Origin of the sequence: Bacillus sp. BS98 (genome assembly GCF_008432245.1) — a bacterium.
Lineage (GTDB): Bacteria > Bacillota > Bacilli > Bacillales > Bacillaceae_G > Bacillus_A > Bacillus_A toyonensis.
In genome coordinates this window covers 2,988,382-3,007,388 of record NZ_CP043830.1, presented here as the reverse complement: position 1 = coordinate 3,007,388, position 19,007 = coordinate 2,988,382, and the positions used below count along the sequence as shown (strand labels likewise).

Below are 19,007 nucleotides of genomic sequence, written 5' to 3'. Positions count from 1 at the left end.
ATTATGAAAAAGTATGCTTATAATGAAATCTCTCTTATGCAGTATATTGTTTTAATCAATGGAATGCAGGTGGCCACTGGCGTTTTATCGCTTCCACGTGTGCTTGCAGAAAAGGCTGGAACAGATGGATGGATAGCTATATTGATTGGTTGGATTTTCTCCACAATATCAGGTGTGTTTATAGTGAAAACAGCTGCAAGATATCCTGAGGATACGATTTATGATATTCTTATACGATTGTTTGGAAAAATAGTAGGGAAAGCATTCGTTGTTATTTACATGATGTACTTCGCTTTTTATTCTTGTGTAGTTCTTGTGAACGCTATGCTTTATCTTAAGGGATGGCTTCTTCCAAAAACGCCTGACTATCTCGTTATCTTTTTGTTTTCGATTCCTACCTTTCTTGTCGCGCGTAACGGCCCTCGTATTATAGGGCGGTACTCCGAACTTACTTTTTATACGATGCTTTGGATTCCGTTATTTTTTTTGATACCTCTTAAAGAGAACGGAAGTTGGATGCCATTCTTTCCTCTCTTAAAAGATGGGTGGAAACCTATATTTACAGCTGTACCGACCACTATTTTTGCTTATTTAGGATTTGATATTGCGTTCTTTTTATATCCCTTTTTACAAAAAAAACAGTATGCAGTCCATGGAATGGTTATTGCAAATACTTTAACGATGTTATTTTATTTATTTGCTACTTTTGTTTGCTTTGCCTATTTTAGCCCTGATAGCATTACGCAATTTAACCAACCAGTACTAAATTTACTGAAAGTAATTGAGTTTCGTTTTTTAGAACGTTTTGACATGATTTTATTGGCTCTTTACTTACCCGTTGTTTCCACAGCATGGATTCCCACCATATATTGCGCTGTATTTTGTTCAAGCCAATTACTTGGAAAACAAGACCATAGCCCTCATGTAGTTATTCTCTTATTGCTCATTATCGGATTCATATTTTGGACTCATCCTAGTTGGAATGAAGCCGAAATTTGGCAACAGGTATTATCGAATGCTGGATTAGGATTAACCTATATATTACCTATCATTTTATGGCTGTACTGCTGTCTATATGAGAAATTTCGCCAGGGGAGGATACATTGAAAAGAAAAGTACTGTGTTGTATTTTGTTATCGGTATTCATGATGACTGGATGCTTTGATCAAACAAATGTTGAAGACGTTTCTCTTACTCTTGTTCTTGGTATTGATTTAGATCGTAATGATAATTTATTAGTGTATATATCAAGCCCTGTTTTTAATAAAGAAGCAAAAGTAAAAGAAGAAACTACTGTTGTAAAATCTGCTACGGTTCGAAAATCTAGAGACCAATTTGATGCTACTGTTATGGCACTTACCTCGGGAAGCAAAACACAGGTTATTTTAGTTGGAAAACGGTTACTGAAACAAAAAAATTGGATGAAATATCTCGATCCATTTTACCGAGATCCCAAAAATACAGTTACCACAAGGGTTGTTGCTGTAGATGGACCTGTTTCAGACGTCATCTATTACAATCCAAAAGATAAGCCGCGTCTTCCTCTATATTTAACAAAACTAGTTGATACCGCCTCTTTAAGAAATATAACAGTAAAAACAAATCTTCAAGAACTACATGAACAAATAGCAGACAAAGGGTTAACAGCAAATATGACTGAGATGAAAAAAACGAAAAAAATATTTGTGACAGGTACAGCTTTGCTAGATGAAAAAGGACGGTATAAATTAACACTAAAATACGATGAAAATAAATTATTACGCATTCTGCAACAAAGAACTGCAGGCGATTTTCCATTTACAATTGCAATTAAACTAAAGTCTAATAGCCAGGATAAAGATTGGATAAGTTTTACTGCATATAATATTAAAGTAAAGACAAAGGTAAGATATGATAATAAGTTTATATTTAATACAGATATAAAGATGAGGGTCGGCATTACAGAACGGCTTTTTTCGTTCAATACAAGAAAGGATGCAGCAAAATTACAAAAGGCGATCGAAACTAAGCTGGAAGCTGATTTCAAACAATTAATAAAGAAAATACAAACTGCCAATATTGATCCTATTGGGCTTGGGAGATATGCAAGAACTTACACATATCCAGAATGGAAAAAAGTCCAAAATAAATGGAATAACGAATTAGCAAAAGGCGATGTAAACGTCAAGGTTAACATTAAAATTTCCGGAATGGGTACGATTAAGTAACATGAATTCAACTGTGATTCGTACTAAGATTGCAAGTACTGTCTACTTTAGAAGGAGAAATGTCTTTAATAGGAGTACCGTCACATCGCTATGAACCTTAAATTTTATAGTACCCCCAGAACGAAATTTTGTGTTAACTTGTAACAAAAACGCTCATTTTTTCGTCTTGGGGTAATTCTGAATTCTTAAGGTGATGGCGATGGGGTATTGACCCTACCTATCAACTTAAAAATTTTATAACACCTCAAGCTAAAAATTTCGTGTATTTTTGACAGAAGGCAGCTTATTTTTCGTTTTGGGGTATTTGCATTTCTTAGCTTGATGGTGATGTGACGGTACCCCAATCGTAATTTATATGAAAAGAACTCCTCAACAGATGAAAGAGTTCTTTTTTATTTTCACATTCATTTTTCATCTTTCATTGATTAATAGACATTCCAACAAATACCTCTAAAAAGAACATAAATTCGTAAATGATCAGAACAAACTTTCAAAAGATCCTTACGCAATCTATTACCATGCGTACTACTCAATAGGAAAAAATGCCTGCCACTCCCTGAGAAATGTCGAATCTGCAAAATTCATTCAACATTTCCAGGATGATGACAATAGATTATTTTTATAATTCTATTTTCTGGTCACCACGTTTCTCTAGGTTTTTAGCAGTTTTACTTTGGGCAACATCTTTTTGGTCTTTAAAGGTTCCCATGAGAAAATCATAGGCTGGATTCGTAACACCATACCAGTAATTTTCATTTTTGAAGTGATGCCATAAATGAACTTTTTTCATCCATCGCCCCCATGGTGATATTGGTTGAATGGGGCGATGCGCGATATAATGCTTCCACTCATAAAATAATAAAAAGAGCATAATACCTGCAATAAATGCGTTTGTCATGACAAAGCTGGATGAAAGAAAATAAAAAATCGTTCCTGAAATTGCAATGTTTGGCACACTATACCATAAGGGTAAAAATAATAAATGTAATTCATTCGGATTTGTATGATGGTCATAATGTAGGCGCTTAAGCGTTTTTAATAAAAATGCATTCTTTGGTGGCTTTAGATGAAAAATAAATCTGTGAGTAGCGTACTCAGCTAAGGAATACATAATCATTCCCAAAATAAAAGCACCCCAAATTCCGATAGAGGTTAAATGTAAAATCATAAATCCAAAGCTAGTGAGGAAAAGACAGCTCATAATCAAAATATCAGGATAGGAAAAATATTCTTTAAAATATTTTAGTTTCATTTATCACGCCTCCAGCTTTCTTTATTTTTTTCTATCTTTCCAAAGAGCCAAGCTTTTCTCCAATGTTGTCTTACACAATCTTTCTGCTTCAATCGCATCTCCCTTTAATGCAGCTTTTAATAAGTCGTGATAATAGTTGAAGGATAACTCACGATGATCTTTTACAGAAAAATACCTTTTTGCCATATCTACATAAATGGAATCAAAGCTATTTAAAATGAGTAGAAAGATTGGATTGGCAGCAAGCCCAGCACACCTTTTTTGCAAATCCCAATCAAATGCTGCATAGCTTTCTGCACTATCTTCAAGTTGCTCAAGATTAGCAAGGAGAGCAACCACTTTAGGTTGATTAAACGTAACAGCATTACGAATATAAGTCGGAGTCAACGAACTTCTAAATTCTAATAAATACATAATGAATTCATCTGTAATGGTATGATGATTCTCAACAATATTAATAAGTGTCGTTAGATTACCATTGCTCCAATAATCATTAATGATCGATGGCATTCCTTTTCTTCCTGTTATCCAGCCACTTCTTCCTAAACGTTGAAGCGCCTCACGAATAGTTGGGCGACCAACACCAAATTCTTTCGCAAGCTCTCTTTCCGGCGGTAAAGTGCTTCCTATAGAATAAACACCGGCCAATATGGATTTAATTAATTCGTTCACAATTTTATCTGAGGTGCGTTCCTTTTCTTTCAAGTCATCGTCTCCTTTATTTAATGGTAATACATGTTCAAGACATTGGTAATACCAAAATTATATATTGAATTTGAATTTTCTGTCAATGATAAAGGAGTGAATTTTTATAATTAGGATTGTCGAACTTTCTATATATTTCTATGAAAAGAATAGTTTATTTTCATTGCTTTCGCACTCAACTTCTTTAATTTTAAGAAAATTTATTTATCAATCCGCTATTTTAGAAAAAGGAAAAAACCATCACTATAGAACGAGGAGAAGATCCATTTTATTTATGATTAATGACAATGACAAGATAGAAAATTATGAACTGGAAGGAATATAAAGGGGATGAAAATGATTGTTCCTGCAAAAGGAAAGGACAATGCCTATCAAGTTGTAATTATTGAGGATGTTTTAAATAAAGCTGAATTAGAAAAGATTATACTTTCCATGCTAAATCAAAAAATAGGGTTCTTAAGATAAGTATCTTAAGAACCCTATTTTTTGAAAAGAACTTCTAAATTGGACTGAGGAAATTTAGGATTCCTAAAATAACTAAGATCTAATTAACCATAGAAATATAAAATTCCCATTTTGGGCGTACTTCAGAATATTAGCTTGATAGCGATGGGGGAGCACCCCATCACCATCAAGCTAATATTTTCATATCCCCCTAATTAAAATTTTCTTTCTCTACAGATAGCTATTCTGAGAAGCCGCTCATTTTTTTATTTTGGGGGCATTTCTTTTTCTTAAGTTGATGGGTATGTATTGCAACCTCTATTAGACGATAGTGAATTAACAATTTCGGGGTTCAGTTCAACTTTATTCAAAATAAGATTTTTTTGCAGTAAAATCAATGTTAGTGGAAATTTTTTATCAAATTTTTTTCTAAATTAACATAAATACTTGCAATGTTTAAATTAGTACTATATAGTTCTAGTTATGACAAAGGTAAAATTAATGAATCAAAAACGTGTGATTGAAGTAGCTGCAACATTATTTTTAGAAAAAGGGTTTGCTTATACAAGTATGGATGAATTAGTACGTGTAAGCAAAGTTTCAAAGTCTAATGTGTATTATCACTTTTCTAATAAGGAAGTATTATTAGAAGGGGTCGTTGATTATTGGATTGAAATGTATCAATCTGCAATTGATGACGTACTTTCTCAGAACCAATTTTTAGTTGAAGATCGTATCCAACTGTTTTTAAAGCAATTATCACAAGGAGTTCAATCGAGAGAGTATAAGGGGAGCTGTCCATTTATTACTCTTTATATTCAAAGTCCTAAACAGGCCACGCAAATAAAAGAAAAAATAGTTCTTTTTTTTACAGGATTACAAAAGAAAGTTTCTCTATTACTTAAACAAGGGGTAGAGAATGGAGAATTCAGAAATACGATTCATATTGATGAGGTTGCATCACTGTTTATTACAAATCTTGAAGGAGCGTTATTTATTTCAGAAACATTGAAAGATGCAACTGTAATCACGAAAACAGCAGATCATTTTTTAAAATTGCTTCGATAAAAGAAGCATTTTTTTTACATCAAATTAGTACTGAGTAGTACTAAAAAGGGGGGATTTTATATGAGAACAGTATTTTTAACTGGTGGAACAGGCTTTATTGGAAAGCAATTAGTAAAAGAATTAGCCAAAGAGGATGTTAAAATTCTTCTTTTAGTAAGGTCGAAAAGTAAAGCAATACGCATTTTTCAAGAAAGAGGCATCTTAAAAAAGGCAGTTATGCACTTTATTGAAGGTGATTTGACGAAAATAGATTTAGGTCTAAGTGCTGAAGATAAGGAGAGGGTATTGAAAACGGATGTGATTATTCACGCAGGAGGCCCCATGGATATTCAAGCGACAAGTAAAGAGGCAGCTTCCGTATTTTTAAATGGCGCCAAACATATTAGTGAATTAGCTAAAAGTATTCATCAATTGAAGGGCTTGCAACAATTTATTCATGTTGTAGGTTATATGAGCCCCTTTGATGATAAAAATAGCAAGATTGCAATTGATGTGTTTAAAGAAGGAAACAATTATTTGAAAATAAAAAATCCATATGAGAGAACAAAATTTTTAGCAGATCTTTATATCCGTCACCAGGCATCAGCAGTAGGTTATCCGCTTTCTGTAATTAATCCGCCAACTGTAGTCGGTAGTAGTAAAACAGGGAGTACAGAGCAGATAGCAGGATTAGGTTTGCTTGTGATGAGCATGCGAAGAGGGCTCATGCCAGTGATTCCTGGGGATAAGGGATATAGGTTACCACTTATTTCAAACGATGAGCTTGCGAAGTTTATTGTGCAGGTTTTCAGATTGGAACAACCGACTATTCAAACATATACACTTGTTGAAGACAAACAGCACGATCAGAACATTGCTGAATTATTAAGTATTATGTCGGAAAGTATGAATATGAGGGCACCAAAAATCTCTGTCCCAATGCCACTTATGAAAGCAATTATGAATAGTGGAGTAAGTAAAATAACAAAAATCCCTTCGGATGGACTGAATTTTATTACAAGACGAAAATTTTCAAATGTTCCAGCGAAAAAAATTATGGGAGGAGATTGGTTTAAGAAGACGAGTGTAACGAAATTTTTCCCTGCCGTAGTAGCTGATTTGGATTATCGAATGATGCATCAAAATGGCCAGCATAATCATTTATTTGAACGAACATTATGCGATAACACTACCCTTTATCAATTACAAGGAGAGGGTAAACCGTTTATTTTATTACATGGTTTATTGAGTGATGGAGAGGATTTATTTCCTTTAGCACAAGAGCTTCATGAAAAAACTGGTCAACCTGTATGGATCTTGGATCTTCCAGGTTTGGGACGTTCTCCTTTTAAACAAGAGAAAAATCTTCTAGATATCTATTTGAATGTAGTGAAAAAGTTATTGGAGAAAGCTACTAATGGTGCACATCTAATTGGCCATTCATTCGGTGCGTTTATTCTTCTGGAAGCATTGGTACAAAAGTACATAGATAAGAAGTATTCAATCACTTTACTTCAGCCACCTGTTGCTAAAAAAAATGCTACATCGCTAAATGTTCCCCAATTTATGAACAAATGGACATTAAAATTGGCAACTACTAATTTGATAGGGCGTTATTTATTAAGTAATGGTTTGTTTGAAAGTATGGAGAGCATCCCTGAACATTATATCGAAAAAATAAGTAACAGTTTTACTTCTCCTAGAATTTTAAATACTACGGTTCAGCTTAATAGTTTACTACTGAAAAACAATCAAGGTGATTTCAGTGAAGTAACAAAGTATAATCTTCACATTATTTGGGGGGATTATGACAGAGGCTATTCTGCTCCATCGCATCTTGGTAAGGTTGATTTTGTTCCATATGGCCATCATTTTCCTCTTAGCCATCCGAGTGAAACGGCAACATTAGTAATAAAAAATAGTAATACTAGCAGATGAGAGTGTGGGATAAATAAAAAGTGTGTAGTAAGATCGTTGTGTCTTTGAAATAAAATTGTACTGTTTAGGGCCCCACCCCATCACCATCAGACTAAGAAACGCAAATACCTCAAAACGAAAAAATGAGCATTTTGTTACAAGATAGTACAAAATTTCGTTCTGGGGGTGCTATAAAATTTTAGCTTGATGGCGATGTGGTGCTACCCCATGCCCATCAACTTAAGAATTTAGAACTCCCCAAAAAATTATGATTTTTTTGTTACAAGTTATCACAAAGTTTCGTTTTTGGGGTAGTTTTATTTTCTTGGCTTGATTGCGATGAGCGGTACCCCATAAAGGCCCCTGATACATAATTGATGTTCTGCCATTTGTAGAAAACAATCCACTTATACCATTTTAACAAGAAGAAATATCTCGTCCATGTTGTAATATTGGCTTACGTTAAGCTTGTGAAAAAATCATATTCATGTATAATACAATTGATGTATGATACATTAGTTGTAGGAGGGTGACCTTTTTGAAAAGAGAAGATGCCTTAAAACTAAGGACAGATATTAAGAAAATGATTATAATAACTGGGGTTTTTGAATCTCAAAATTTGCCCAATGGACCATTTGAAAAACCTTTACCAACTTCTCAAATGATGGCGTTAGAGGAACTAGAGGTGGAAAAACTAACTGTTTGGCAACTATCCAATAAACTTAGATTAGAGACTTCAACTGTAAGTAGATTGGTAGATAAGTTAGTAAAAAAGGGGCTTATTTATCGTGAAGTAAATGAAAAAAATAGAAGAGAACTTTTTCTGCACCTCACAGAAAAAGGTCACATAACTGTTAATTGCTTAAGAGAGCAATCCATTACATTTTATCAAAGTATTCTCAATAATTTATCAGAATCAGAACAAAAAATAGTTGTGGATGGTTTTGAATTATTTATTGATTCTATTTCTAAGCCTTTTGATTAGAGTGAGGTAAGTCATAACATTTGGAGGATAAAATGAGTTTGCATTTTGAACGTCCTATTATTGAATTAAAAGAGAAATTTGATGAATTAAAGAAAATTATGAAAGAAAATAATGTAGATTTATCGTCAGAAATTCATGAATTAGAAAAACGTTTAAATAAAATGCAAGATAAAATTTATTCTAATATTACACCTTTTCAACGAGTTCAAATTGCAAGGCTACGTAACCGACCCACGACATTGGACTATATACCTTTATTGTTTACAAACTTTCTCGAACTTCATGGTGATCGATTATATGGTGATGATAAAGCAATGATGGGTGGTATTGCAAAATTTAAAGGAATGCCCGTTACGGTTATTGGTCATCAAAGAGGTAGAAATACAAAGGAAAGTATAGAAAGAAATTTTGGAATGGCACATCCAGAAGGTTATAGAAAAGCGCTAAGACTTATGAAACAAGCTGATAAATTTAATCGCCCTATTATTACATTTATTGATACAATAGGCGCCTATCCAGGGATAGGGTCTGAAGAACGTGGAATTTCTGAAGCGATAGCTCGAAATCTATTTGAAATGACTACACTTAAAGTGCCGATTGTTTGTATTGTAATTGGAGAGGCATCAAGTGGTGGAGCTCTTGGCATTAGTGTCGGTAACCATATCCATATGTTAGAGTATTCATGGTACTCGGTAATTTCGCCAGAAGGAGCAGCATCTATCCTATGGAAGGACGCTAAGTATGCTCCAGAAGCTGCTGAACATATGAAAATTTCAGCAAAAGATTTAAAACATTTAGGAATTATTGATGAAATCATTCCTGAAATTAAAGGTGGAGCACAAAATGATATAAAATCACAGGCAAAAATGATTGAATCTGTAATCGAATCATCTCTAAAAAAATTGATACTATTATCCTCGGAAGAGCTTATACAACAGCGGTATGAAAAGTATAGACAAATAGAGAATTATAAATGAAAATATTTAAAGTCCGTATTACATTTCGGAGGATTCTCGCAAAAAAATTTCGAATATTTTGTAAGTAACCTCTTAAACTGGGATATGCTGATACTATTACTCTACAAAAGATGTGTGATCGGTATGGAAAAGGAAAATTTGTTCAAATGGAAGCATTATCACATACCCATCAACTTAAGAAATTGATTGTTCCCCAAAACGAAAAAATGAGCTGAATTCTCATAAATAACTGTAAAAAGGTGGAAATTTCGTTATAGGGGGTATCTCAAAAGCTTAGGTTGATGGCAATGTGGTACCGCCAACAAGACACGAATTTTGCATGCTAAGCAAAAAAACAATAAGCTGTCCACATGGACAGCTTATTTACATAATTCTCGTTATTGGAAGTAGAATAGGGGTCCTAAAATAATGTATAAGAGATAAAGCCCAAGAAGAACGGCAGTAATTACACGTGATGTTGCCATCAATTTTTGGTTCTCGTATAACTTATTCAAGAAAAAGAAGAAGAGGACTATCCAAATTCCTTTTGAAAAAAACGTATACAGCATATTAAATGTAACATCAAAAAATTGTATGAAATTCATTGAGATTCTCCTTCCGTCTTTCCTTATTATACCATTAGCGAGGAGTAATACATCGTGTGATTTTTTTGTATATGATATACATATTCGGTTAACATAACGTCTCATTATCGGTAGCAAGTTTTTCATAGAATCCTTGTTTTTACTAAATCTTTTGTCTCTATGTCTATCTATCACTTATACAAGATTTTATACATCATTGATATAGCGGAGATTCTAGGGATCTTCGCTATTCTTTTTTGCATAAAATCTTGTATAAAAAAGTAGTTATACTAGTGTGTTTTACTCCGATTCATTTCAAAATATAATTGAAAATCCACCTTTAAATTAAAAAAGAAGGTGTTACCTTTATATATAAATAACTTCGAAATATTGTATAACAGATAATTTTTATCCCGCTTTAATGGGCAGTAAGACCCCCACCTCAAAATGCAGCGAAAGCAAAGAAGTTAGGTGGGGGATCAACTGCCCATAAAAGTCCGATTGGTGAGGGCTAATAATCAGTGGGGGATGAAGAAAACCCCCACTGATTAAAGTTTCACTTTATGCATTATTGATTAGCATTGCTTATGGTGCTAACGAATCAGGATAGTGTGGCGACCGACAAACTAAATAGTTGCTTATCCTCAATTATTAGAAGGAAAGCTCTATCATTTCGAGAATTTATTAGACATAGACGAGTGCTATAATTTTCTATATATACATAAAGAGGTGACTACGCATGAATCAAAGACCGTCAGAAGAAGAGTACGCCGGGAACTCTGGCGAATATATCCGTTTGGTACCGGACGGTAACATCATCGATATTCTGCTCGCCCAGGAAAAGCAAATGACCGAGCTCCTGGCATCGTTGACCGAAAGCCAGGCCGCATATCGGTATGCGGAAGGAAAATGGACGCTGAAAGAAGTCGTGGGCCACATTGCAGACGCGGAACGCGTCATGACCTACCGCCTGCTCCGGTTCGCAAGAGGGGACCAGACGCCTCTGACCGGTTTCGATCAGGAATTGTTCATACCTCCTTTCGGAAGCTGGACAACCGAGCAATTGGCCGAAGACTACCGGGCCGTACGGCAATCAACGATCACATTGCTGCGCGGGCTACCGGCGGAGGAGTGGACCCGCAAGGGCACAGCCAACAACCTAAGCATTACGGTGCGCGCCCTCGCGTACGGCATCGCAGGACACGAACTTCATCACATGGGGGTCATCCGAAATCGGTACTTGAGTTAATCATCGGCTGAGGCCTTTGGAATGGAACTAACACCTCTCATACAACCTTAGATACCGTTCTTATTGGGGGCCCGCCCCACAACCATCAACTTAAGGATTTAGACTATTTTTGAAATTAAAAGCACATTACTATTCTCTTATGTTAATGAGAATAGTAATGTGCTTTTTATGAATATGCAACAAAAACAAGAGTTATCTTTATTTGCCGAAGCGTTATATCGATTTTTTTCATTTGGGGGTATTTGTTTTTCTTAGCTTGATAGTGATGAAGCACTACTCTATAATGGTCAAATTAAAATTTAAAACGGTTATAGAGACTCCATTCCTCGGAAATATTGTAACTATTAAGTTGTAAAAAGAACCGTAGTTTTTTATTTTTGAAAAGGCTATGGTCCTTTTTAGTTGTAGCAAAGATATGACGTGAGGAAGTTTTTATAAATCGAAAAAATTTGATTAATTAGTTGCATAATAAATTAATCAGCATATATACTATAAACATCAAAAAAAATTGATGAAGAGAGAGTGAACTACAGTGGCGCAAGATTTTCAGCTCTATGAGAAAAAGTTTAAAGCGTTGGCGGATCAAAAGCGTTTAGAGATTATGTATGAGCTTTGTCAGCGAGGCCAGACGTGTGTATGTGATTTAACGGAGGTTTTTGAAATGACGCAATCTAAGTTGTCCTATCATTTAAAGATTTTATTAGATGCAGGTTTAATTATAAAAGAAACAAAAGGTACGTGGAGTTATTATGATTTAAATGATGTGGAAGTAAATAATTTATTATCAGAAGAATTGTGCTGTATCTTTAGAAAAACAGGCAAAGGTAGTTGCTGTTAAAATTTTGCGTTATTAATCAAAAAAAATTGATTAATAATATATAAGAGGAGGAATAAGCTATGAGATATGTTCACGTCGGTATAAATGTTACGGATTTAGAGAAGTCTATCGAATTCTACGAAAAGGTATTTGGTGTGTCACCAGTTAAGGTGAAAGTGGATTATGCAAAATTTTTATTAGAGACGCCAGGACTTAATTTTACACTGAACGTAAGAGATGAAGTGAAGGGAAATCAAGTAAATCATTTCGGTTTCCAAGTGGATACAGCTGAAGAAATTACATTGCATAAAGAAAGATTAGAAAAAGAAGGTTTCTTTGCGCGTGATGAGATGGATACGACTTGTTGCTATGCGGTTCAGGATAAGTTTTGGGTAACAGATCCTGATGGGAACGAGTGGGAATTCTTTTATACGAAAGCACAGAGTGATGTTCATACAATAGAAGAGGCATCTTGTTGCACGACTTCAAATGAGGTAGCTAAAAATTCTTGTTGTTAATAGGAGATGGAAAATAAAATGAAACGTTTATCTTTTCTAGATCGATATTTAACACTATGGATTTTTCTAGCTATGGCTGTTGGGATTGGTTTAGGGTTTGTGTTTCCTAGTGTAGTAGACGGACTGAATACATTACAAGTTGGAACAACGTCTATCCCGCTTGCTGTTGGTTTAATTGTCATGATGTATCCACCATTAGCGAAAGTTCGTTACGAGAAAATGGGCCGAGTGTTTAAAGACGTAAAAGTATTGGTTTTATCTTTAGTACAAAACTGGATTATTGGACCTGTACTTATGTTTGTTTTAGCAATTATTTTTCTTCCTGATAAGCCAGAGTATATGGTCGGGCTCATTATGATTGGTTTAGCACGTTGTATTGCAATGGTGATTGTTTGGAACGATCTTGCAGATGGGGATAAAGAGTATGCGGCAGGTTTAGTGGCTTTTAATTCAGTATTCCAAATGTTATTCTTCTCCGTTTATGCATACGTGTTTGTAACAGTCATTCCAGAATGGTTAGGGATTGAAGGAGCTATTGTCGATATTACAATGATAGAAGTAGCGAAATCAGTATTTATCTACTTAGGAATTCCTTTTATAGCAGGCATGTTGACACGCTTTGTACTCGTTAAGTTAAAAGGAAGACAGTGGTATGAAAAGGTGTTTATACCTAAAATTAGTCCACTTACATTGATTGCATTGCTATTTACGATTATCATTATGTTCTCTTTAAAAGGGGAAATGATTGTTAGCGTACCATTAGATGTGGTAAGAATAGCAATTCCGTTATTAATCTATTTTATTGTGATGTTTTTTGTTTCTTTCTTTATGGGAAGAAAAATTGGTGCAAACTATCCGGTAACGACAACGTTAGCATTTACAGCAGGTAGTAATAACTTTGAGTTAGCGATTGCTGTAGCAGTTGGTGTGTTTGGTATTCATTCAGGCGCAGCATTTGCAGCTGTTATCGGGCCGTTAGTGGAAGTACCTGTAATGATTGCACTTGTAAACGTCGCTTTTTGGTTTAAGAGAAAATATTTTAGTGATCAGCCAGTATAATTTAAAAACAAAGGCGGAAAACAACATGGAAAACAAAAAGACAATTTATTTCTTATGCACAGGAAATTCATGCCGAAGCCAAATGGCAGAAGCATGGGGCAAACAATATGTAGGTGATAAGTGGAATGTATATTCTGCAGGTATTGAAGCACACGGAGTAAATCCAAATGCTATTAAAGCGATGAAAGAAGTAAATATCGACATAACAAATCAAACTTCGGATATAATTGATGTAAATATTTTAAATAACGCTGATTTAGTCGTTACCCTTTGTAGTCATGCAGATTCTGTTTGTCCTTCGACACCTCCGCACGTAAATCGTGTTCACTGGGGATTCGATGATCCAGCAGGAAAAGAGTGGTCTGAATTTCAACGTGTTCGCGATGAAATTGGAGAACGTATAAAGCGATTTTCTGATACAGGGGAGTAAATAAAGGAAAGAGCCAATCTTCTATTTTATAGGGATTGGCTCTTTTTTATTGATTTAAACAACTGTTAAAATGAATAGAGAATATTCTGTCATGGTGGTAAAGTTAGAATAGAGCGGTTTCAGGAAGGTGGTTTAACATATGATTTCTGAATTAAACATGAATGATTTTTATAAATGTAACGGTTTAGTAAATGAAAAAGGTCAATTAGAAGTAAAGGCTGTAATTGCAGGGGTGAACCCTGGTCGTATATTTGTAGATAACATCTATTCTCCTAATTCAGGACTTATCTGGTTAGGGAATAATGATGGCTTCTTTTTATAGGAAGTGCAGAAAATGAAAAGTTTAATAATGAAATGAATAGTTTTATTGATAATGTGATAGAACCTGAGGCGAGAAAGGCTGGACTAGATTGCTTTGAAGCAATTGGTAATCATTCAAAGTGGAATAAAACAATCGAAAAAATATTTCAATATCGTAAATTAAAGAGTTGGAATCAAAGGGTGTATACGCTAAAGGAAGAGGATTATGAGGGTAATTATGAACCTAAAATTGAACAAGGGTATACAGTGATAAAAATGAGTAAAGCTCTCTATGAAAATCAGGGGAATGTATTGAAGAATATTGAATTTTTACAATCAAAAATTTTAGAGTTTTGGTCCTCGCTTGATGAATTTTTTAATGAGGGAATAGGCTATTGTATAGTTTTTGACAACCTGATTGTAAGTGTATGTTTTTCAGGGTTCGTTTTTGAAAATATACATTGCATAGATATTGAAACGATAGAAGGTCACCAAGGTAGAAAATTAGCGCAAACGATAGTTCATAGTTTCGTAAAAGAGTGTTTGGAGAATAAGATCATTCCATATTGGGACTGCATGGAATTAAATAAGCCTTCTGTGGCCGTTGTAGAAAATGTAGGTTTTACAAATGTGTTTAATTATGTAGGATATTATTTTCCTTTTGAGTAAATTAAGTGTATGTTACAAACCTATCATCAAAAGTTTTTACATGTAAGGAGAATAGGATGAAACATATAATAAAAGACGTAGTAATAAATTATTTTAAAGAAATTCATGCATTAGTAGTAGAAGAAGAACTACATAAGAACAGTTGGCATACAGATCTACACTATAAAATCATGGTGAATGGGAATCGGTATTCCGCACGGTTTATAAATAGCGATCGAATAATCAATTCGGCCTTTGGGGCGTTATCAAATGAACAATTGAAAGAGCAAGTACGGTTTACGTATTATTTACGAGAGCATGGAATTCCGTTTATGCAGATTAAGGAGAATATGGCGGGGGATTGCTTTACATTACTCACTTGGAATGAGGAACAGTACCGGTTTGTATTGTCTACTTGGATGGAAGGGGAGCATGTTACTTATTGTACAGAAACGATGGCAGAAGTCTTTGGAAAGGAAGCAAGAAAGATACATGATATTTCTAGTATGTTTCAAAGCTCGACTTTTCAAAAGAAATCACATTTAGATGGATATGGTGAGTTTATAAAGCTATTAGAAAATAAGGGTGGTACATGTAAGAAATTAAGAGGGTATATAGATCTCGCTAAGTACCATATAGAATGCGCACATACTAGCGATTTAGAGTTTATAGTACAAACAGATTTAAATCCTTTAAATGTCATATGGGATGCAAATCAATGTGTAAAAGGAATTATAGATTTTGAATCGATTGGATATGTTGATCGTATGGAAGGACTAGCCTTTTTAATAAAGTGGTATTCCCGGACAGAAGGAATAGGGTCACATGTAGTATGTTCGGAAGTTACTAGAGCATTTTTAAAAGGGTATGGAGATAATAACATTTTAACTATAAATGATTATAAAAGACTTTCTTCACTACTATGGTTATCCGGCAGTCTAAATTGGAACTTTGTTAAAAAGACAATGAGTCTATTAGGTGATGAGAGTGAATTAGAGAAACATTTGAGAGTTTATAAAATAAGAGGAGAAAATCTATCTGTATTAGTAAGTAGAGAAAGAGCCAATTCATATAAGTAGGTTTTTTTGTTATATACCAATTATTTTTTCGGGAATGTCTTTTGCACAAATGCATTCGTAATAACAGACTATTTTCGTAAAGGTTATAATTTATAGTATTATAGAGATAGGTTAATATAAAAAAGGGAGGATAACAATGACGAAATTATCTTATAGTGGCTTGAAATATGGAAATAGTGATATGGAAGTAAAATTATTGGTGGATATACAAAATGATAGTTTTGAAATAACACATACTAACGAAGTCTCTCTAGTAATGAATAAATCAAAAGGTGAATATATCGTAGTAAATCGAAACACATTGAAATTTGAGGTTGTTGCATAATACGAATTGAATATGAAACAAATAAACTTTATGTACCTGACTAGAGAAGTCTCTTTATCGTTTGGGAAAATAACAACAATCAATTACTAAAAAACAGCCATATTGATGGCTGTTTTTTAGTAATAAATAATTTTATTATGTTAAGCACTTGGCATCGGCGTTGGAGTAGCTTTTACACCGTCTTTTTTATATTGTTTATCGATGTTTTTTCGAATTTTTAAAGGAGACGCTCCGTTTTGTTTCATTAAAACAGCTTGGAAAGCGATATCTACACACTCTGCGTGATTCATAGCGTGTGAATTCCATGTAACTTGACCATTTTCTTTCATCTCCCGGATAAAACAATCTTTATTACTTGTATGTCCTGAGTTTTCAGCACACCCACAATAACAAGGAATCCATTGTAAGAGTTCGATATCTTTTCCTACCATTCCATAAATTTGTGAGACTTGTCCGTTTTTAGTTGATGATAAGAAAGAAGGAAGAGCTTCTACAGTAGCTGTCGTTTCTAGCGTATCACCTTTAAAATGTGTATCATTATTTTTTGTTTCTTGTAATTGATTTTGTGTGTTGTTGTTCTTAGTAGGTGATGAATCATTAATGGAAATACAGCCAATTAATAGACTTACTAATAAAAATATCGGTACGATCTTTGACATCATACGGTCTCCTCTCTGTAGAGCTACCTTTACATAATGTTTTTATTAATTCGATCTCGTTAACAACATAAACAAAGTAATGAAAGAAAAAGCAATTAACGCTAAGAAGGGGATCGTTATAAAACCTAACCAATTAATATAATCGACATTACAAGGGACACCTTGCACGCACGGGTTAATCTCTGAAATGCCAGGGATTTTTTGTATTGCATAGTGATAAAGTGAAATACTCCCGCCGATAATAGAAATTGGTAATACATATTTTTTCATATTCTTTTCATTATAGAACGTTGCAATGCCTAAAATAATACAGAGCGGATACATCATAATTCGTTGGTACCAGCACAATTCACACGGTATGAACCCAAGAATCTCACTGGAAAATAGACTACCTAGTGTCGCTATCATTGATACAATCCATGCAAAATATAAAGTGTAATTACGCCATTCAAAATGCTTATTTGTTGTATTCATCATTTCTTGTCCTTTAATGCTTTTTCAATTAAATTTTTGATTTGTTCATAATCATAAGGATCAGACAACATCGTTCCATTAATGACAATGCTGGGTGTTTGTTCTACACCGTAATCTTGCGTTAGCTTTTCATCTTTATTTACTTCTTCTTGCGCTGTTTGTTTTTTCAAATCTTCTTCAAGTTGAACGGTATTAATACTTGGTGTATATGTTTTCGCAATTTCTAATAGTTTTTCAGGAGTAATCCATGGATCATCGTGATTTGCTGGCTGTGCGTTAAATAATTCTTTATGGAAGCTCCAATAGGCTTGTGGGTCTTGTTTATAAACAGATTCAGCAGCTAAAGCAGACAATTTAGATTCCGTTCCGTGGAATAAAACATTTACATATGAAAATTTAACTTTCCCTGTATCGATATAGTCTTTTTGAAGCTGAGGGAAGATGCGCTCACCCCATGCTTTACAAGCAGGACACTTAAAGTCGCCAAACTCGATAATAGAGACTGGTGCATCTTCTTTTCCTAAAGTAGGTTGCTTGCCAATAGGGGGTAAATCTTTTATTACTTTATTTGTCGCAACTTTATCTTCTTTATTTAACACGACGAAAGCTGTAACAGCAGCGAAAATGATCAATGTGGCAACGAACAATAATTTGATGTGAGAACTTTGCTTTTTTTCATATAAACACCTCGGATTTTTTAAGTTTAATAGAAACATAATAAGTAGTTTTTAATTAGCGAATTCTTTTAATATCACGGATCATATCTTCATACGGTGTGTTTTGAAGACCTGAATACTTCTTTACAACTTTCCCATCTTTATCTACAAGATAAAAGCTTGTACCATGTATAACTTGTGTATTGTTTTCTGGTTTCGTTACAAGTGTTTGGAAGTTATCTTTTGCAAACTTTTCAATTTCTGGTCGTGTATACCCTATTAAAAAATGAGTTCGCTTCGCATCCATTTCATATACTTTCATAAACTCTGTTATTTTTTCAGGTGTGTCCACTTCAGGATCTACACTAAACGATACAAACTCTACATCTTTAATACCTTCTTTTTGCAACATGTTTTGAAGTTTTGCCATATTAGCTGTCATAGGAGGGCAAACGGTTTCACAACTTGTAAAAATAAAATCGGCTACCCAAACTTTATCCTTCAATTCAGATGAACCAAACTTTTTGCCATTTTGATCTGTAAATGTAAACTTTTCTACATCCCAATCGAGTGAATCTCTTAATTTACTATCACTACATGCTCCTAAAATCGTAATGATAGAAATAAGCATGAGTAATGTAATGACACGCATTTTTTTCATATGTACATCCTTTCAAAATTTATTTAAGGTACGGA

At 34.1% G+C, this 19,007-nt stretch carries 21 protein-coding genes and 1 pseudogene; 15 read left to right on the top strand and 7 right to left on the bottom strand.

The window, feature by feature from the left end; genetic code table 11:
• The first annotated feature begins 3 nt into the window (after positions 1 to 3).
• The gene (locus F0362_RS15605) at positions 4 to 1,107 is read left to right on the top strand and encodes a GerAB/ArcD/ProY family transporter (protein WP_000759652.1); all 1,104 of its coding nucleotides are present in this window, start codon (positions 4 to 6) and stop codon (positions 1,105 to 1,107) included.
• Positions 1,104 to 2,207 (top strand): Ger(x)C family spore germination protein, encoded by a 1,104-nt coding sequence (locus F0362_RS15600; RefSeq protein WP_000824425.1) that lies wholly within the window; start codon positions 1,104 to 1,106, stop codon positions 2,205 to 2,207. The genes F0362_RS15605 and F0362_RS15600 overlap by 4 nt, the downstream gene beginning before the upstream one ends.
• A gap of 619 nt (positions 2,208 to 2,826) precedes the next feature.
• Here the strand turns inward: F0362_RS15600 and F0362_RS15595 are convergent.
• Both F0362_RS15595 and F0362_RS15590 read right to left on the bottom strand, forming a co-directional pair.
• Positions 2,827 to 3,459 carry a sterol desaturase family protein gene (locus F0362_RS15595; RefSeq protein ID WP_000770120.1) on the bottom strand — a complete coding sequence of 211 codons (633 nt, stop codon included), beginning with the start codon at positions 3,457 to 3,459 and terminating at the stop codon, positions 2,827 to 2,829.
• Positions 3,460 to 3,480: 21 nt separating this feature from the next.
• Positions 3,481 to 4,164 (bottom strand): GntR family transcriptional regulator, encoded by a 684-nt coding sequence (locus F0362_RS15590; protein ID WP_000659655.1) that lies wholly within the window; start codon positions 4,162 to 4,164, stop codon positions 3,481 to 3,483.
• Between the two features lie 336 nt (positions 4,165 to 4,500).
• Between F0362_RS15590 and F0362_RS31250 the strand changes: the two genes are divergently transcribed.
• The 5 genes from F0362_RS31250 to F0362_RS15570 all read left to right on the top strand — a co-directional run bounded on the left by F0362_RS31250 (position 4,501) and on the right by F0362_RS15570 (position 9,534).
• Positions 4,501 to 4,629, top strand: a complete 129-nt coding sequence (locus F0362_RS31250; protein WP_002093597.1) for a hypothetical protein — start codon at positions 4,501 to 4,503, stop codon at positions 4,627 to 4,629.
• 480 nt (positions 4,630 to 5,109) lie between these two features.
• The gene (locus F0362_RS15585) at positions 5,110 to 5,676 is read left to right on the top strand and encodes a TetR/AcrR family transcriptional regulator (RefSeq protein WP_001072321.1); all 567 of its coding nucleotides are present in this window, start codon (positions 5,110 to 5,112) and stop codon (positions 5,674 to 5,676) included.
• Between the two features lie 60 nt (positions 5,677 to 5,736).
• Positions 5,737 to 7,593, top strand: a complete 1,857-nt coding sequence (locus F0362_RS15580; RefSeq protein WP_001261129.1) for an alpha/beta fold hydrolase — start codon at positions 5,737 to 5,739, stop codon at positions 7,591 to 7,593.
• Between the two features lie 517 nt (positions 7,594 to 8,110).
• On the top strand, positions 8,111 to 8,557 hold the full coding sequence (locus tag F0362_RS15575) for a MarR family winged helix-turn-helix transcriptional regulator (protein WP_000817662.1): 447 nt from the start codon (positions 8,111 to 8,113) through the stop codon (positions 8,555 to 8,557).
• Positions 8,558 to 8,589: 32 nt separating this feature from the next.
• On the top strand, positions 8,590 to 9,534 hold the full coding sequence (locus F0362_RS15570; protein ID WP_000052091.1) for an acetyl-CoA carboxylase carboxyltransferase subunit alpha: 945 nt from the start codon (positions 8,590 to 8,592) through the stop codon (positions 9,532 to 9,534).
• Positions 9,535 to 9,911: 377 nt separating this feature from the next.
• Here the strand turns inward: F0362_RS15570 and F0362_RS31440 are convergent, their stop codons facing one another.
• Positions 9,912 to 10,118: a hypothetical protein gene (locus tag F0362_RS31440; protein WP_001009379.1), complete on the bottom strand. Its 207-nt coding sequence runs from the start codon at positions 10,116 to 10,118 to the stop codon at positions 9,912 to 9,914.
• A 718-nt stretch (positions 10,119 to 10,836) separates the two neighbouring features.
• On the opposite strand from F0362_RS31440, the gene F0362_RS15560 reads away from it, so the two are divergent.
• From F0362_RS15560 to F0362_RS15525, 8 genes and pseudogenes are all read left to right on the top strand, one after another.
• Complete coding sequence (locus F0362_RS15560; protein WP_001076297.1) at positions 10,837 to 11,346, top strand: DinB family protein; 510 nt, start codon at positions 10,837 to 10,839, stop codon at positions 11,344 to 11,346.
• Between the two features lie 532 nt (positions 11,347 to 11,878).
• Positions 11,879 to 12,184: an arsenical resistance operon transcriptional regulator ArsR gene (gene arsR, locus F0362_RS15555; RefSeq protein ID WP_000046017.1), complete on the top strand. Its 306-nt coding sequence runs from the start codon at positions 11,879 to 11,881 to the stop codon at positions 12,182 to 12,184.
• Positions 12,185 to 12,243: 59 nt separating this feature from the next.
• On the top strand, positions 12,244 to 12,681 hold the full coding sequence (locus tag F0362_RS15550) for an ArsI/CadI family heavy metal resistance metalloenzyme (protein WP_001270995.1): 438 nt from the start codon (positions 12,244 to 12,246) through the stop codon (positions 12,679 to 12,681).
• 18 nt (positions 12,682 to 12,699) lie between these two features.
• Positions 12,700 to 13,740, top strand: coding sequence for an ACR3 family arsenite efflux transporter (gene arsB, locus F0362_RS15545; protein WP_000826584.1), 1,041 nt, complete (start codon positions 12,700 to 12,702; stop codon positions 13,738 to 13,740).
• Positions 13,741 to 13,765: 25 nt separating this feature from the next.
• The gene (arsC, locus tag F0362_RS15540) at positions 13,766 to 14,170 is read left to right on the top strand and encodes an arsenate reductase (thioredoxin) (RefSeq protein WP_000428368.1); all 405 of its coding nucleotides are present in this window, start codon (positions 13,766 to 13,768) and stop codon (positions 14,168 to 14,170) included.
• 139 nt (positions 14,171 to 14,309) lie between these two features.
• Positions 14,310 to 15,139 (top strand): annotated as a pseudogene (locus F0362_RS15535) (GNAT family N-acetyltransferase).
• Positions 15,140 to 15,195: 56 nt separating this feature from the next.
• Positions 15,196 to 16,197 carry a phosphotransferase gene (locus F0362_RS15530; protein ID WP_000680486.1) on the top strand — a complete coding sequence of 334 codons (1,002 nt, stop codon included), beginning with the start codon at positions 15,196 to 15,198 and terminating at the stop codon, positions 16,195 to 16,197.
• 136 nt (positions 16,198 to 16,333) lie between these two features.
• Entirely contained in the window at positions 16,334 to 16,522 is a 189-nt protein-coding gene (locus tag F0362_RS15525; protein ID WP_000164171.1) for a hypothetical protein, read from the top strand.
• Between the two features lie 140 nt (positions 16,523 to 16,662).
• Here the strand turns inward: F0362_RS15525 and F0362_RS15520 are convergent, their stop codons facing one another.
• The 4 genes from F0362_RS15520 to F0362_RS15505 are packed head-to-tail and all read right to left on the bottom strand — an operon-like array spanning position 16,663 to position 18,972.
• The gene (locus F0362_RS15520; RefSeq protein WP_000036751.1) at positions 16,663 to 17,181 is read right to left on the bottom strand and encodes a PCYCGC motif-containing (lipo)protein; all 519 of its coding nucleotides are present in this window, start codon (positions 17,179 to 17,181) and stop codon (positions 16,663 to 16,665) included.
• A 45-nt stretch (positions 17,182 to 17,226) separates the two neighbouring features.
• On the bottom strand, positions 17,227 to 17,658 hold the full coding sequence (locus F0362_RS15515; RefSeq protein ID WP_000982255.1) for a disulfide oxidoreductase: 432 nt from the start codon (positions 17,656 to 17,658) through the stop codon (positions 17,227 to 17,229).
• Positions 17,655 to 18,371 carry a DsbA family protein gene (locus tag F0362_RS15510; protein WP_000479383.1) on the bottom strand — a complete coding sequence of 239 codons (717 nt, stop codon included), beginning with the start codon at positions 18,369 to 18,371 and terminating at the stop codon, positions 17,655 to 17,657. The genes F0362_RS15515 and F0362_RS15510 overlap by 4 nt, the downstream gene beginning before the upstream one ends.
• Positions 18,372 to 18,387: 16 nt before the next feature.
• Entirely contained in the window at positions 18,388 to 18,972 is a 585-nt protein-coding gene (locus F0362_RS15505) for an SCO family protein (protein ID WP_000738794.1), read from the bottom strand.
• Positions 18,973 to 19,007 lie beyond the last annotated feature (35 nt).